Source organism: Nocardioides limicola, assembly GCF_016827675.1.
Taxonomy (GTDB): Bacteria; Actinomycetota; Actinomycetes; order Propionibacteriales; family Nocardioidaceae; genus Nocardioides; species Nocardioides limicola.
Window position 1 is genome coordinate 22,635 of sequence record NZ_JAERJA010000014.1, and the last position, 15,047, is coordinate 37,681.

Sequence of the window (15,047 nt, forward strand, 5' to 3'; positions counted from 1 at the left end):
AGCGCTCACAAGCCCGCCAGCGGTCCGTGAGTTCCGTTCCGGACCCAGCGCCCACCGAAGACCTGTCGAACCCTCAGATCCCCGCAGAGAAGCCCCAGTCCTCACGAGCGCCGGCCACTGAACAACGGCCACGCGCCGCGAAACCACCATCAACCAGACGGACAGCCGCGGGTAAGGCACCCGGCACAATCGGACGACCACAAGCCGGTCAAGGCCGCCTCGTGCTGTGGACCCCGGTGTCAATCCGAGCGCGCATGCAAGCCGTTCAATCATCCACCGGGGCTCTCTACCTCGACCAGGTCCTCGACGCCCTCGAGGCCACGGTCGACCGTCTTCCTGACCTAGTCGCGGAAACCACCGAGCAACCCCACATCCAGGGAAAACTCTTCGAGCGAGCCGTTGCGACACCTGAAGCTTCACCTCCCAGGGTCCAACTCACCATCCGCGGCGTGCTTGACAGCCAACTCGCAGTCATCGACCAGTTGGTCGAATCCAGCGGGGCGCGGAGCCGGTCAGCTCTGATCAACGCCGCGCTGGAAGCAACCTTGCCGGCGTAACCAGGGGTCCCATCCGGGGGGGGAGCGGCGGGCGTCCAACGAGCAGCCAGTGCGGCGGAGATCACCCACAGTGCCAGGCGCTCCCCGGCGTCACCTATCCGAGGTCCTGAAGGGGTTCGTCTGTCAACTGCCGTCTAATGCGGCAGGATTCGGGAGAACGGCCTGACGGAGGGTGGAAGCACAGTGGCAGACGAAGGGACCAGCATCCTCGATGTCCTGGTCAACCAGGTCGAGGACGCGAGCCTTCGTTCTCGGATCGCCCGCGAGATCGAACTGCTGCGTGGCTCCCGCAGTTTCGGTCTCGTGTTCGACCGTCACCTCCCCGAGTCCGTGCGCCTGCCTGAGCACCCCATCCGCAAGGGTGTCCGGGTTGCGCTGAGTGACGAATCCTCCGACGAGACCTGGCCGGTCCTCGGCTTCACTGACAAGACCCGCAAGGTCGCCGTTCTGGGCGTGGGGAAGGAGCGCCCTGTCGATGACCTGATCGTCATCCGTGAGTTCGGCGAGCCGGTCTACCCGGGCCTGGAGTCCGTCGAGCGCATCCAGAACGGCCCCAACGATGCTCCGTGGCACACGGTCATCAACGGTGAGAACTTCCACGCACTCCAGGCGCTCCGCTCCACCCATCGGGACAAGGTCGACCTCATTTACATCGACCCGCCCTACAACACTGGAGGCAAGACCTCCTGGCTCTACAACGACAAGTTCGTTGATCGCAGTGACCGAGCCAAGTCGTCGAAATGGCTCTCGTTCATGGAGCGAAGACTGAAGATCGCGCGGGACCTGCTTAAGGACTCCGGCGCCATCTTCGTCAGCATCGGTGACGACGAGCAGCATCGGCTCCGGTTGCTGATGGACCAGGTGTTCGGTCCTGACAACTGCGTAAACGTGCTCACAGTCGAGATGTCCACGACGTCTGGGCCCAAGACCGTCAACGCGCAGCAAGGGACCATCGTCAAGAACTGCGAGTTCGTGCTCATCTATCGCAAGAGCTCCGCGTTCGACGATGTCTCGCATACGCCACTGGTCGACAGCGTTGAGGGCTGGGCGCAGAACTACTCGTGGTGGCTGCACGATGACGGCGCTATGGGGACCTTGGCTGAGCAACTGCTGGCCGATGAGAAAGTCGCCGCAGATATTGCGGCCCTCGGTATGAGTGGGCGTGGAACGTTCAGCATGAACCGAATGAGCGACCTGCTGGTGTTGTCAGATGCAGCGCGAGAGTTCGTCGAGAAGAACGTCGACCGGATTGCGAGAACGGACCGCCTTCCCGTTTCCTGCCGGGGACAGAACCCGCCCCAGGGGCGCTACGTACGCTTCCACGCGGATCACCGCGAGTACATCTTGACCACCCTGTCGAGTGGTACCGAGGTGCAGGTACTTCCGCTTTCCCTCAACTACCGGTGGAGCGACGACCACAAGCCCCGGTACGGTCGCACGGTCCTACGGGGTGACCTGTGGAAGGGATTCTTCAAGGACATGGCCCGAGTGGACCGCGAAGGTGGAATCCCCTTCAACAACGGCAAGAAGCCGATTCGGCTCATCCAGCAACTGGTTCGCTGGGCAAACAACAGCCCCGATGCCGTGATCGTTGACTTCTTCGCCGGGTCGGGCAGCACTGCCCACGCAGTGATGGAGATGAACTCGCGAGACGGCGGGCGGCGCCAGTGCATCCTCGTCACCAACAACGAGGTCGGCATCGATCAGGCGAAGGCACTCCGGAAGAAGGGGCTACACCCCGGCGACCCCGAGTGGGAGTCCCAGGGAGTGTTCCAAGCCGTGACGACCACCAGGATCAAGAACGTCCTCGATAGCGGCGCCAAGGCGAACGTCGAGTTCTTCAACCTGACCTACCTCGACCCGGGCCGAGTGCGCAGGGGACACGAGTACGAGGCAGTGGCACCGCTGATGTGGCTCGAAGGCGGCGCCCGGGGGGAGCGGGTCGACACGATCCCCGACGACGGCTGGGCGCTCACCGACTCGTACGGCGTCCTGTTCACCGTCGACGAGCTGGCGCCGTTCGCAGACGCGGTGTCGAGAGCCGCGTCCGAGGAGCGGCCACCTGCCATCATCTTCGTCATCACCGACTCGCCGACCGAGTACCAGCAGGCGTGTGAACGACTTCCTGTCGGGATCGAGACCGTGCGGCTTTACCAGGACTACCTGTCGAACTACACCATCAACATCGAGGGCGGTGCCCGGTGAAGTTCACGCTTGAGGACTACCAGGACAAGGCCGTCGAACGCGTCCTCGCCGCCCTGACAAAGGCCCGTCGGGGATACGAGGAGGACGGCGAGAAGACCGCCGTTGGCCTCACCGCCCCGACCGGCGCGGGAAAGACCGTCATCGCCACCGCCGTGCTGGAAGGCATCTACCAGGGCACACCCAGTCGCGACCCGGACCCACTTGCAACCGTCTTGTGGCTCACAGACGACCGGTCCCTCAACGCCCAGACCATCGGAAAGATCCTCCAGGCGTCCGGCGGGCGCATCGACGCCAACCGGATCCGGTTCCTGTGGGACCTCGACGAGCGGGTCCTGGAACCGGGCTTCATCTACTTCGTCCATATCCAGGCGCTCCAGAAGAACTCCACGCTGCATGCCCACCGCCCTGACGGCACCAAGAACGACAAGCGCACCTACGGTGCGTGGGACATGATCGCCAACACCGTCCAGGACCGTGGCGAAGACTTCATCGTCATCTGGGACGAGGCACACCGGGGCTCCGGCACCACGAAGACGGACCGGAAGTCCATCGCGGGAACCATCGTCAATGGAGGCCCGACGAACATTGGCACCCAGCAGCCTGCCGCACCCGTGGTGCTCGGCATCTCCGCAACACCTGACCGGTTCTACTCGGCCATGAAGGCCGCCGACCGGACGATGCGACTCGTTGAAGTCCCGCCTGGCGACGTGCGTGAATCCGGCCTGCTGAAGGACCGCATACTCCTGCGGAACATCGCCGAGGACCAATCAGCGGACAACACGATGCTCGCGCTCGCCGTCGAGGATCTGAAGGACGCCGGCAAGGCATGGCGGGCACACCACCAGAACACGGGGGACCGGCTGGTTGAGCCTCTCCTCGTCGTCCAGGTGCCGCCCAAGGTCACCGAGAAGCGCCTGACCGAGATTCTCGACGTCATCGCCACCGCGTGGTCTGAACTGACCGGCCATGCCGTAGCCCACGCCTTCGGAGACCCCCACGGTCCGCTCACTGTCGGCGACCGGACGGTCAGGTATCTGCCGCCGCAGGCAATCTCGGGGGACGACCGCGCCCGGGTGGTCCTGTTCAAGTCCGCACTGACGACCGGCTGGGACTGCCCTCGTGCAGAGGTGCTGGTGTCGTTCCAGGGCAAGGACTCCTACACCGAGATCGCCCAGTTGATAGGACGCCTGGTCCGGACTCCTCTCGCGCAGCGGGTCGACGGTGGCGATGACCGGCTCAACGAGGTCGTCGCCTATCTGCCGGGCTTCAGGACCGAGCACGTCGTGCGCGTGGTCAACGCGCTCACCGAGGACGAGACGGTCCAGACCGAGGTCCTGATCTCCCCGGAGATGTGCAGTCGCTCCACGAAGGTGCCGGGCGAGGTGTTCGAGCTCCTCGACACCCTGCCGTCGTACATGCGACCCAGGGTGTCGTACCCGTCCCGGACCGCTCAGTTGATGCGGTTGGCGGCAGCGCTCAACGAGTACGGGCCCGCGCCGGGGGAGCGGTTCGTCGCGAACGCCCCGACGAAGGCCAAGGCGTGGATTGTCGATCAGATGCGTGCCGCCGATGGCCAGCGCAAGGACGAGATCGACAAGAAGGTCGATGACATCCTGGCCCTCAAAGTTGGCACCACGGTCGTCGGCTACGGCGAAGCCATCATGTTGTCGGGGGACACGCAGGAGTTCGCCACCTCCGAGCGTGACCTCGACGGCTACTACAACAAGGCCGTCCGGCTTCTCCCGGACGGCGCAGCGGCCTGGTACTACAACGACCTTTGCAACCGCGACTATGAGGAAGTGGACGCCGGCGTCCGGGTGGCCGCGATGGCCGGGCTCGGCTTCAAGGACGTCATCGAGGAGGCAGCCGCCAGTCTGATCCGCACCTGGCGGGATCAGCACCGTTCAGCGGTGTCCCGCCTGCAGCGATGGGTGCGTGACCTCATCGAGCCCCTCTGGCACCTCGGGTCATCGCCGATGCATCCAACAACGGTGGAGGCCCGAGAGGTCTACCCAGCATCGACACAGAAGGTGAAGGGCGACCAGACCGAGCGGATCCCGACCTATCCCCATCACTTGTACGTGATCCCGGAGGGACGGAAGGGAACCGGGGAGTTCCCCGTCGACACCTCTCGGTCCTCGTGGGAACGGAAGGTGCTGGAGGCCGAACTCAACGCATCGACGCTCCTCGGCTGGTACCGCAACCCGCCTTCCGGGCGCCACGCCCTGGCGATCTCATACGAGTTCGGCGACCAGCACCTCCTCATGCACCCCGACTTCCTGTTCTGGCACAACGACGGCGACGGCATCGTCATGGACATCGTGGACCCCCACCAGCACAATCAGGCCGACACTGGACCCAAGTGGAGCGCACTCGCCAAGTACGCCCAAGACCACCCCGACCGCGTCCGCCGCTGCCTCGCAATCATTGAAGTCGGGGGGAGAATCCGAGCGCTCGATCTCACGGCCCCCGGCGTTGCGGAGAGGGTCGCGGCCGCCACCAACCAGTCACTTATCGAGGCCCTGTACGACGCCGAGGGGATGGACTACTGATCGAGGAACAAGTGCAGCGCAGGCATGAATAGTTTCGTATAACTACTCCAGTTCTATACGTACCTATGCGACGCTGGCCGGATGAAACCAAGTCCCTACTCACCTGGCTCACAGCCCGGCTACCTCGCCGGCCGCGGGTCTGAGCTTGAAGCAATCCGCACCCGGCTGGCCCGGGTAACGATGCTCAACCGTTCCGGCGGCCCGCTGTTGGCCTTCTACGGCTCACGTGGGCTGGGGAAAACCTCACTCCTGCGCGAAGCTCAGCGCCAGGCGCAGGCCGCTGGCTTCCTCACGGCCTGGGTGACCGGGCGCGACGATGTATCGCTCGCGCCCGAACTGGCACGCTGGCTGGGGGAGGAGATCAGGCGGGAGAAGGCGTTCGGTGACCGCGCGAAGGGTCTGCTGCACAACCTGGACAGAGTCCAGGTCGAGCTCGGCGTGCCGGGTGCGAGGGTAGGTTTCGAAGTCGCCAGCTCGCGTGAGAGTGCCGCAATTGAGGAGGCGCTTGAGGATGCTGGCCGGTTCGCACGCAACCACGACAAGCACGGACTAGCGCTGTTCGTGGATGAGTTCCAAGAGGCACGCCTAGGTGATCGCCGATCGCTGTTGATTGCACTCCAGCACTTCGACGGCGCACCGGCCGGGTGCCCAGTCGCGATCATTGCAGCCGGGCTTCCCTCGATGCATGCGGCGGTTCCTGAAGCCGCTACGTTCGGGGAGCGTACTGACTTCATCGAGGTAGGTCTGCTGACCGACGTCGCGGTGGCCGAGGCGCTCCGCCTACCCGCTAAGCGACTCGATGTCGAGTGGTCCGATGACGCGATCGGGGCTGCTATCGAGCAAGCCGCCGGCTACCCCCATCGTGTGCAGCTCATCGGTGACATGACGTGGCAGGCTGCGCGGCCGAGCCAGGGAGACCTCATCGCAGCCGGTCACGTGCAGCAAGCCGCGGATCTGGTCGACCAACGAATGGCGGGTCTGTATCGGAGCCGTTTGGCCAAGCTGACCCCCGAGCAGCGGCGGTTCGTGGATGCGATGGCCGCGCTAGGTGACGACGACGTTGCTCGGGCGGAGATCGCATCCCGACTGGCGGTAAGCACAGAGGCGGTCAGCCGGCCGCGGCAGGAGCTGGTCGACCGTGGAGTCATCGAGCCGGCCGGGCACGGCAGGCTGCGCTTTACCGTTCCAGGTTTCGCCAGGTACGTGCGGGACCTCAACGTGCCCGAGTGACCGTTGAACCTAGTTCCGGCGCTCGGGAGGCGTGCCGGGCGTTTCAACTGTTCCGAAGTCCTCGAGCGCCCGGAGCAACTCCCGGAAGCGGGTCTGGTCGACGGTGTAGGTCCGGTCCTCTGCCTGGGCCAGAACCCCGGTGTCGAGGAGTGCTCGGGTGTTGAGGCTGACCACGGCCCGCTCCACTCCGAGGGCGCGGACTGCGTCGACCTGGCGGGTGCCGGGGTGCAATGCGTAGTAGTGGATCAGGTGGACGCGCAGTTCGCTCCCGAAGGCCTGGGTGGCGGCGTGCACGCTCATGGGCGTGGGGACCGCGATGGGCAGGCGTTTGGGCACGCCAGCATTCTGCCGGGTTCGGACTGGCTCATGGTGACTCGCCCTCCGTAGCGTGTTGACAATCGTCAATTGACAAGTGACGATGATACTAGCTTCTGAGTGCCTCAGAGGGACGCGTCGAAGCTGACGAACCGAACTTCCAGGGGTGCTACGAGGCACAGCGATCCCGCACACTTGACTCGGACAGCAGAAGGGGGCACTCGGAAATGGGCCAGTCCACGCCACACTCGGGAGCACTTCTGCTTGCCCTCGACACCGTCGTCGCGGCCGACGCCACCACCACTGGTGTGGAAGGCAGCCGTGACCTCTCGGGTGGAAATGTCCGAGAGTTCCTCGCGGCGGCTCGAACGTCCCCCCACGTCGAGCGATCCGCGAGAGCTGGCGCACCCGAGATGTCGGTCCTGTCCGCCGGCATGCGTCAGCACCGTCACCCCCAGGCCCGGGACCCCCGTTACTGGGCCTGGGGGTGGCGGACTCCTACGTCACGACCGAGGGTGAGTCACGTCTCAGTGGTAGCCGAATACGCTCAGCTGAGACATGTCACGTCCTCGGGAAGGAATCGCTGATGCGCACCCAATCTCGTCTCAACCGGATCACTATCGGTGTGATCGCCGCGGCCCTCACACTGTCCGCCGCGGCCTGCACAAACGATGAGGAGCCCGAGGCCCTCCCCACACCGACAGTCACCGTCGAACCAGAACCAGATCCAGACCCGACCCCGGACTGGCACGCCGACTACACGCCCGAGCAGCTCGAACTGTTCGAGGCCGCGGTGGACCGGATCGCGGAGTACGAACGCCGAGCCGAGCCGATCTGGCGTCACGGGAAAGTCACCCAGCGAGCCGAGGACTTGTTCCAGGAGTTCTTCCCCGACCCCCAGTGGCGCACCCAGCTGAGCGACCTCCAGTGGTCTGAAGACAACGGACTATCTCGCCAGGGCACCCCCACTGTGCACTGGAGCCGACCGACCCACATCGGCGTCGGCGAAGACGGCGGCAGCGTGCGACTTGAGCAGTGCATCGACCGGACATCGGTCACCGCGTACCAGAACGGGGAACCGAGACCCCGGAGCGAAGGAGCAGACAAGCCGCACATCCGGGAGATCAACGTGGACAAGCCGGCTGGTTACGACTGGCTGCTCTACGAGTGGCCGCCGCTGCGTACCCCCACCGAGCCGGAGCGGACACCATGCGAGCCCTGATCAGTGCGCTGTTGGTGGCGGCCACGTTGAGCGTGCTGCCACCGGCATCAGCGGAACCAACCTGCGGTCCTGGCCAAGAGCCCGTCTACGACGGTGATGGGTGGGTGTGCACCACTGTGGTGGACCCCGGGACCCCCGGCGGCGGAGCTGGTGGGGGCGGGGGCGGCAACGCCGGTGGCGGTAGCGGTGGGGGGCAGTCGGGGCCGCAGCAGTGCTGGGACAGCCACGGGAACTCGGTGCCTTGCAACCCTCCCGGTACGTCGTACAGCTGGTTCGCTTCTCAGCAGTGCTACGCCTACCTGCAGTTCCCTCAGCCCGAGCCGACCAACTCGGCGTGGGGTGGGAACACTGTCGACGATGGGTTCCTCTGGTTATGCATGACGTACACCGAGATCCACGGCGGCACCGCCTCCGGGAGCTACTTCTTCGTACCGCACTCGGCAGCACCCGCGTTGCCGGATCCGGCCGCGATGGCCGAGGAGGCGTTCTCGGCGATGCGCCTCACGACCCCGACTGTGAGGCTGGCACCAGCGCCACCGTTGATGACCTATGTCGGGCTCGAAACGTGGCTGTGGATCGACCCGAGTGAATGGGAGCCGTTGACCAGGTCGGTGACCGCCGGTGACACGACGGTGACAGTGACTGCTCAGCCAGTCCGCACGACCTGGCAGCTGGGCGATGGAAACGCCGTGGCATGCGGCTCGGCGGGCCGTGCCTGGGTGATCGGGATGACCTCGCACGAGCAGACCGAATGTCAGCACGTCTACACCCGAGTGTCGCGGTTCGAACCGGACGGCACGTTCGCCATCAGCGCGGTGATCGAGTTCCGGGTGGACTGGGTCTGCACCGGCGCCTGCCTGACCCCGGATGGAAACTTGGGTGAGGTCCCGGGGCCGGCTGGGGAGTCGGCGATCCGCGTAGGGGAGCGGCAAACAGTCGTGATCATGGGAGACAACTGATGAGCAGCACGATGCAGCAGAACCCCGCCACCGGCAGCGGCTGGACGTCGCGGATCGGTTCCCGAGCTGTAGGCGGCGGTGGCGGGGCAAGGCGGGATCTGCCAGTTCGGCCGACCGCTTCGCGGGGTCGGGTTCTGGCGGCGCTGCTGCTCGTGATTGCGACCGGCCTGGCCGTCGCGGTCGTCGTGATGAGGGCCGGTGACAAAGTGGAGGTGATCGCGGTGGCCCAGCCGGTGGCTAAGGGCCAAGTGATCACTCAGAGTGATCTGCAGGCACGGTCGGTGGCTGGCGTCGAGGGCGCGATCGGCGTAGGGCAGGCGCGTGAGGTGGTCGGGAAGACCGCCGCGGTCGATCTGGTGCCGGGGCAGTTGATGCTGCCGTCGATGATTACCGACCAGGTGGTGCCAGGCCCTGGTGAGGCGCTGGTCGGGTTGGCCCTGGATCCGTCACGGGTCCCGGCCGCTGGGCTTGCGCCCGGGGATGTGGTCGCGTTGGTGGCCACCCCGGCCACGGCCAACACCGATGCGGGCGCGGAGTTGGATGCGCCGACGGTGCTGGCGGCTAGGGCGATCGTGTACGGGATCGATGGCCAGGCGTTGTCTGGTGGCCAGCAGTTGCTCACGGTGGTGGTCACTGAGGGTGAGGCAGCTCGGGTGGCGGCTTTCTCGACCGCGAACCGGGTAGCGGTGATGAAGGTGTCTGGGGGGTCTTGATGCTGCTGGGTGTGTGTGCGACCAAGGGCGCGCCGGGGGCTACCTCGGCGGCGTTGGCGCTCGGCGCTGTGTGGCCACGCGACGTGGTGTTGCTTGAGGCCGACCCGGTGGGTGGGGCCCTGACGTACCGGTGCCTCACTCCTGCAGGGGGTCCGCCGACGCCGCGGCCAGGTCTGTTGGATCTCGCCCAGGACGCACACTCCGGCCGTGCAGAGGCCACAGCGGCAGCGGTACTGGATAAGTCCACTCAACGGCTGGGTTGTGGGGTACGGCTGGTTCAGGGGGTCACTGGGATCCAGGGGGCCGGGGTGGCGAACATGTGGCCCTCGATCGTGCAGCTCGTGGCTGCCGCCGCCAAGGAGATCGACGTGATCGTGGATCTGGGGCGGCTGCATTCTGTGGTGCCTGGGTTCGTCGCTGAGGCCCACCGGCTGCTGGTGGTGGCGGCACCGACGATGGAGCAGGTGGTCTGGTTGCGTGAAGGCGTGGATCGGATCCGTCGGCAGCGGACCTCTCCAGTGGCGGTGACTCCGGTGCTAGTGGGTCACCCCAAGCACGCGGCGGCCGAGTGCGGGGAAGTCGACCAGGTGCTTTCGGGTGCCGGAGTGCACGCCGACCTGACCCAGCACCTGTCCTGGGATCCAACTGGGTTGCAGCGGCTCCAGGTCGGGGGAGACCCCCACCACAAGTCGCTGGCGAAGTCCTCCCTGATCAAGTCCGCGCGTGAGCTTGCTGAGCACGTCTCAGTCGACAACAGCCAACACCTCGATGCCGCGTCCAAGTGGTTCCGAGCAGGGGAGCAGTCATGACCACGTTCAGCAGTGACCTGGTGCGGCTGCTCCACCGAGAGGCCGGGGACCGGGTCCACCACACCGGGACAGCACTCGACCCGGCCACCGAGCGGATGCAGTTCCAGGCGGCCGCAGCTGCGGCCGTGCGTGACCATTCGATCGGGTTGGTGAACTCTGGAGTGGAGCCGCTGACTCCCGCCGATGAGCAGCAGCTCGTCGAGCACGTCGTGGCGCGGATGTTCGGTGCGGGTCGGCTTCAGCCGTTGCTGCAGGACGAGACGATCGAAGACATCTCGATCAACGGCCCCGGCACCGTCTTTGTGACCCGGGCCGGTGGGGTGAAGGAACAGGTAGAGCCGGTCGCGGACAGCGACGAGGAGTTGCGGGAGCTCGTTGGGAACTTGGCTGCGTACGCCGGGCTGAACGCCCGTCCTTTCGATGAGGCCAACCCCCAGTTGGATCTGCGGCTGCCCGACGGGTCACGGCTCTCAGCAGTGCTCGGAGTTTGCGCACACCCGGTGGTCTCGATCCGGCGAAACCGGCTGGAGTCGGTGTCCCTGGAGGATTTGGTGCGGTTCAAGACCGTCACCGAGGAGGTCGCCGAGTTCCTGCGTGCCATGGTTGCCGCGCGGTGCAACATCATGATCGCGGGCGCCACCAACGCCGGGAAAACGACCCTGCTCCGGGCACTCGCAGGAGAAATCGACCCGGGAGAGCGGCTGGTCACCGTCGAGAACGCGCTCGAGCTCGGCCTCGGTGCGACCGGCCGTCACCCCGACCTGGTCGAGTTCGAGGTCCGGCTCCCCAACTCCGAGGGTGTCGGCGGGGTTCCGATGGGAGACCTGGTGCGTCGCAGCCTGCGGATGAGCCCGGATCGGGTGATCGTGGGTGAGGTCCTCGGCCCCGAGATCATCACCATGCTCAATGCGATGACTCAGGGCAACGACGGGTCGATGTCCACGATCCACGCACGCTCCAGCGCCGAAGTGTTCAACCGAATCACCACCTACGCACTCCAATCCGAAGAGCGGATGCCCAAAGAGGCAGCCCTCGGGTTGATCGCCGGCGGCCTGGACTTCGTACTGTTCGTGGAACGGCACCGTGGCACCGGAGAACGCCGACTCTCCTCGATCCGGGAGATCACCGGCCAGACCGACGACGGCATGATCGTGACCAGTGAGGTCGTCGTCCTCGACAACGAGAGGGCAATCTTCAACCCCGATGTCGCGGGACTGGCCCGCACCGACCAATTCCGTGACGTCGACTGGGAACACCCGGCCTCTAGATGGGGAGCGTGGTGACATGTCGTGGGCCACGCTGACTGGACTCGCGGTCGGGGCCGGGTTCGCGGCCGCGGTGGTGCTGCTGGTGGCCGTTGTCCGGGGCGCTGAACCTGACCGAGTGATCCTGACGAGGGCCAAGACCTGGTGGTCATCAGCCGCCGCGCGGCGGGCCACCTACGCGGCCACCGCGGCAGTCGTGGTCGGGGTGCTTTCCCGCTGGCCCGTGGCCGCTGCCGCAGCTGCAGCGGTGGTGTGGGTCGGCCCTGCGGTGTTCGGGGGCGGCCGAGACGGAGTACGTCAGATCGAACGCCTCGAAGCACTCGTCACCTGGATGGAGTCTTTACGTGACACCGTGGCGACTGCATCCAGCCTGGAGCAGGCCATTCCCCGTTCTCTTGACGGGGCGTCGGAGTTGATCGGTGAGCCGCTCAGGCGGCTGGTCGCCCTGATGCAGGCCCGAGTACCGCTTCCGCAGGCGTTGGCGCATTTTGGTGAGGATCTCGATGACGCGACTGCTGACCAGGTGGTGGCGGCGCTGTACTTGTCGGCGCGGCTGCACGGGCCGGGTTTGGTGGCCACGATGTCCAACCTGATCGAGACCACGCGTGAGGAGTTGGAGATGCGGCGCCGGATCGAGGCGGCCCGCAGATCGCTGCGGCGCAACACCCGGATCATCGTGGGTGTCAGCGTCGGGATGGTCGGTGCGATCTCGCTGTTCTCTCGTGAGTTCGTGGCTCCGTACTCCACGATGCAAGGTCAAATGGTGCTGGTGCTGTTGATCGGCGGGTTCGCGCTCGGGTTGTGGATCATCCGCCGGGCCGGCGCGATCGATGCCCCCGAACGGTTCCTGGCCAGCCCGGAACAGATGGCCAGCCTCGGAGGTGCCCGGTGACTACCGCTCTCATCGCCGGCGGACTGCTCGGTGGCGCTCTTTACCTGCTCGCGGTCGCGATCGCGCCGCCGCGGCGCAACCTCGCCGTGGCGGTGGGGCGGTGGGAGGCTGACCGCCAACGGGTCCGGGTCATGGTCGACCGCGGCCAGGAGAGACGTCCGACAGCACGGCTGGTGGACCGGATCGTGGCCGAGGCAGCTCGGCGTGGAATCACGTTCACTCGGGTGCGGCCCGACCTGGAGCTCGTCGGCAAGACCGTAGAGGATCACCTCGCGAAGAAGTTGGCTTACGCCGTGGTCGGGTTCCTAGTGCCCGGTCTGTTCGTTGCCATCTTGGCTGCCGGTGACATCTACCTGCCGTGGACGATCCCCACGTTGGCGTGTGTCGGGTTCGGGGTCGCGTTCTTCTTGCTGCCCGACTCCCGGCTCAAGGCTGAGGCTGGCCAGCTGCGTGAGGACCTGCGTCGCGCGCTGTCGACCTACCTGGACCTGGTCACTATGGCGATGGCCAGCGGCCGTGGCATCACCGAGGCGCTGCCGACCGCTGCCCGGCTCGGACAAGGTCGGGCGTTCGGGCTGATCGCCGACACAGTGCTCGCCGCGCGGCGGCGTGATCTCACCCCTTGGGAGGCGCTGGCCGATCTGGGGGAGCGGACTCAGATGAAGGAACTGCAAGACCTCGGAGGAGCACTCACCTTGGTTGCCGAGGACGGTGCCCAAGTCAGGTCCACCCTGATGGCCCGGGGTGCGACGCTGCGGCGTCGGCGGGTCACCGAACTTGAGGCCGCCGCGGAGAAGGCCAACGACACCATGACGCTATCGGGGTTCGTGCTCGCCGGCGCCTTCCTCCTCTTCCTCATCTACCCGGCAATCATCACGTTCCTCGCGATCTGATTCGCGACCTAGAAGAAGGAGAAATCTATGTGGATCGACATCCTCGTGGCTCGGGAGTACCTGGTCACGCTGCTCGGGGAGCGGCGCCGCGATGAGGCTGGCCTCAGCGTCGTCGAGTGGGTTATCGGGATCACCATCGTGGCCGGACTGGTACTCGCAGTCGGGGCCATCATCGTGGCCAAGGTGACCGACAAGGCCAACGAGATCTCGCTGAACTGACACCCATGCGTAGGCGTGAAGAACGCGGAGCCACCGCAGTCGAGCTCGCAATCATCTTCCCAGCGGTGATGCTGCTGGTGATGTTGATCGTGCAGTTCGCTGTTGCTGCGCACGCCCACCACCTTGCTGAAGCCGCAGCTCACGAGGCCGCTGGTGTGGCGAAACGACACGACGGCACTGGCCCAGCGGGGCGGGCCCGGGCCGAGGAGTTTCTTGCCGGCAACGCCGCCACAATCTTGCGCGATCGCAGCATCGCCGTGCAGCGGACCCCCGTACAGGTGCAGGTCACTGTCACCGGGACGGTGATGTCGGTGGTGCCCGGGCTGAACTTGTCAGTCACCAAGACCGCGGCCGCCCCCGTGGAACGGTATGTCCCCCCAAGGTCGCAGCCATGAGAACAGAACGTGGATCCGCCGCCGCAGTAGAACTCGTCGTCCTGGGTCCGGTGCTGGTGATGATCATGCTGCTGGTCGTCGGGTTCGGGCGGATGGCCTCAGCAATGCAGTACGTCCAATCCGCAGCCGCCGACGGCGCCCGGGCCGCCTCCCTCGAACGCAACACCATCCAGTCGGCCACAGCCGCCCGCGCGGCCATCGACGCCTCGCTGGGGGACCGGGGAATGACGTGTCGCTGGCTCGACGTGAACGTCGACGTGAGCGACTACCGGCCCGGTGGCTCGGTTGAGGTCACCGTCACCTGCACCACATCACTGGGTGACGTCGCACTGTCGGGGTTGCCTGGCAGCAAGGCGTACACCGCGACTGCGGTCGTCCCGATCGAAACCATGCGAGGTAACTAGTGGCCACGACGGAACATGAGCGCGGGAACGTGACTGTCTTCGTGCTGCTGCTCGTCACCGCGCTGATGAGTATGGCCGGGCTCGTCATCGACGCCGGCGGAGCCTTGGCCACCAAACGACAGGCCGCCACCGCGGCCGAGCACGCCGCCCGAGTCGGCGCCGACGCCCTCGACTCTGCCTCCCTGCGCTCCGGCCACCCCGTAGTCGCCCCGGCACGAGCACGTACCGCCGCCCACAGCTACCTGACCAGGATCGGGGCCACCGGAACCGTGACGGTGTCCGGAGACACCGTCACGGTGACTGTCACCGACCGATACAAGACCGCCCTGTTGACACTGATCGGTATCAACCGGCTCGATGTGGCCGCCACGGCGGCCGCGGTCAGCATCAACGAGGACGGCAACTAGTCATGTCACA

15 protein-coding genes are annotated in these 15,047 nt (G+C 66.0%); 14 read left to right on the forward strand and 1 reads right to left on the reverse strand.

Annotated elements, in window-relative coordinates; all coding sequences use genetic code 11:
* The first annotated feature begins 740 nt into the window (after positions 1-740).
* The 3 genes from JKG67_RS17400 to JKG67_RS17410 all read left to right on the forward strand — a co-directional run bounded on the left by JKG67_RS17400 (position 741) and on the right by JKG67_RS17410 (position 6,544).
* Positions 741-2,762 carry a site-specific DNA-methyltransferase gene (locus tag JKG67_RS17400; RefSeq protein WP_203338621.1) on the forward strand — a complete coding sequence of 674 codons (2,022 nt, stop codon included), beginning with the start codon at positions 741-743 and terminating at the stop codon, positions 2,760-2,762.
* Complete coding sequence (locus JKG67_RS17405) at positions 2,759-5,314, forward strand: DEAD/DEAH box helicase (RefSeq protein WP_203338622.1); 2,556 nt, start codon at positions 2,759-2,761, stop codon at positions 5,312-5,314. The genes JKG67_RS17400 and JKG67_RS17405 overlap by 4 nt, the downstream gene beginning before the upstream one ends.
* Before the next feature lie 81 nt (positions 5,315-5,395).
* The gene (locus JKG67_RS17410) at positions 5,396-6,544 is read left to right on the forward strand and encodes an ATP-binding protein (RefSeq protein ID WP_203338623.1); all 1,149 of its coding nucleotides are present in this window, start codon (positions 5,396-5,398) and stop codon (positions 6,542-6,544) included.
* Positions 6,545-6,553: 9 nt separating this feature from the next.
* On the opposite strand, the gene JKG67_RS17415 is transcribed toward JKG67_RS17410, so the two are convergent.
* Positions 6,554-6,880, reverse strand: a complete 327-nt coding sequence (locus tag JKG67_RS17415) for a hypothetical protein (RefSeq protein ID WP_203338624.1) — start codon at positions 6,878-6,880, stop codon at positions 6,554-6,556.
* 565 nt (positions 6,881-7,445) lie between these two features.
* Here JKG67_RS17415 and JKG67_RS17420 point away from each other — a divergent pair.
* From JKG67_RS17420 to JKG67_RS17470, 11 genes are all read left to right on the forward strand, one after another.
* Positions 7,446-8,081, forward strand: a complete 636-nt coding sequence (locus JKG67_RS17420; protein WP_203338625.1) for a hypothetical protein — start codon at positions 7,446-7,448, stop codon at positions 8,079-8,081.
* 377 nt (positions 8,082-8,458) lie between these two features.
* Positions 8,459-9,040: a hypothetical protein gene (locus tag JKG67_RS17425; protein ID WP_203338626.1), complete on the forward strand. Its 582-nt coding sequence runs from the start codon at positions 8,459-8,461 to the stop codon at positions 9,038-9,040.
* Positions 9,040-9,753 carry an SAF domain-containing protein gene (locus JKG67_RS17430; RefSeq protein ID WP_203338627.1) on the forward strand — a complete coding sequence of 238 codons (714 nt, stop codon included), beginning with the start codon at positions 9,040-9,042 and terminating at the stop codon, positions 9,751-9,753. Before JKG67_RS17425 ends, JKG67_RS17430 begins: the two co-directional genes overlap by 1 nt.
* A 308-nt stretch (positions 9,754-10,061) precedes the next feature.
* On the forward strand, positions 10,062-10,562 hold the full coding sequence (locus JKG67_RS17435) for a hypothetical protein (protein ID WP_203338628.1): 501 nt from the start codon (positions 10,062-10,064) through the stop codon (positions 10,560-10,562).
* Complete coding sequence (locus JKG67_RS17440; RefSeq protein ID WP_203338629.1) at positions 10,559-11,845, forward strand: TadA family conjugal transfer-associated ATPase; 1,287 nt, start codon at positions 10,559-10,561, stop codon at positions 11,843-11,845. Before JKG67_RS17435 ends, JKG67_RS17440 begins: the two co-directional genes overlap by 4 nt.
* A 1-nt stretch (position 11,846) precedes the next feature.
* Positions 11,847-12,719: a type II secretion system F family protein gene (locus tag JKG67_RS17445; RefSeq protein WP_203338630.1), complete on the forward strand. Its 873-nt coding sequence runs from the start codon at positions 11,847-11,849 to the stop codon at positions 12,717-12,719.
* Entirely contained in the window at positions 12,716-13,612 is an 897-nt protein-coding gene (locus JKG67_RS18975; protein ID WP_203338631.1) for a type II secretion system F family protein, read from the forward strand. Before JKG67_RS17445 ends, JKG67_RS18975 begins: the two co-directional genes overlap by 4 nt.
* A 27-nt stretch (positions 13,613-13,639) precedes the next feature.
* Entirely contained in the window at positions 13,640-13,831 is a 192-nt protein-coding gene (locus JKG67_RS17455) for a hypothetical protein (protein ID WP_203338632.1), read from the forward strand.
* Between the two features lie 5 nt (positions 13,832-13,836).
* Entirely contained in the window at positions 13,837-14,226 is a 390-nt protein-coding gene (locus JKG67_RS17460) for a TadE family protein (RefSeq protein ID WP_275403414.1), read from the forward strand.
* Complete coding sequence (locus JKG67_RS17465; protein WP_203338634.1) at positions 14,223-14,630, forward strand: TadE family protein; 408 nt, start codon at positions 14,223-14,225, stop codon at positions 14,628-14,630. Before JKG67_RS17460 ends, JKG67_RS17465 begins: the two co-directional genes overlap by 4 nt.
* Before the next feature lie 29 nt (positions 14,631-14,659).
* Entirely contained in the window at positions 14,660-15,037 is a 378-nt protein-coding gene (locus tag JKG67_RS17470; RefSeq protein WP_203338635.1) for a pilus assembly protein TadG-related protein, read from the forward strand.
* Positions 15,038-15,047 lie beyond the last annotated feature (10 nt).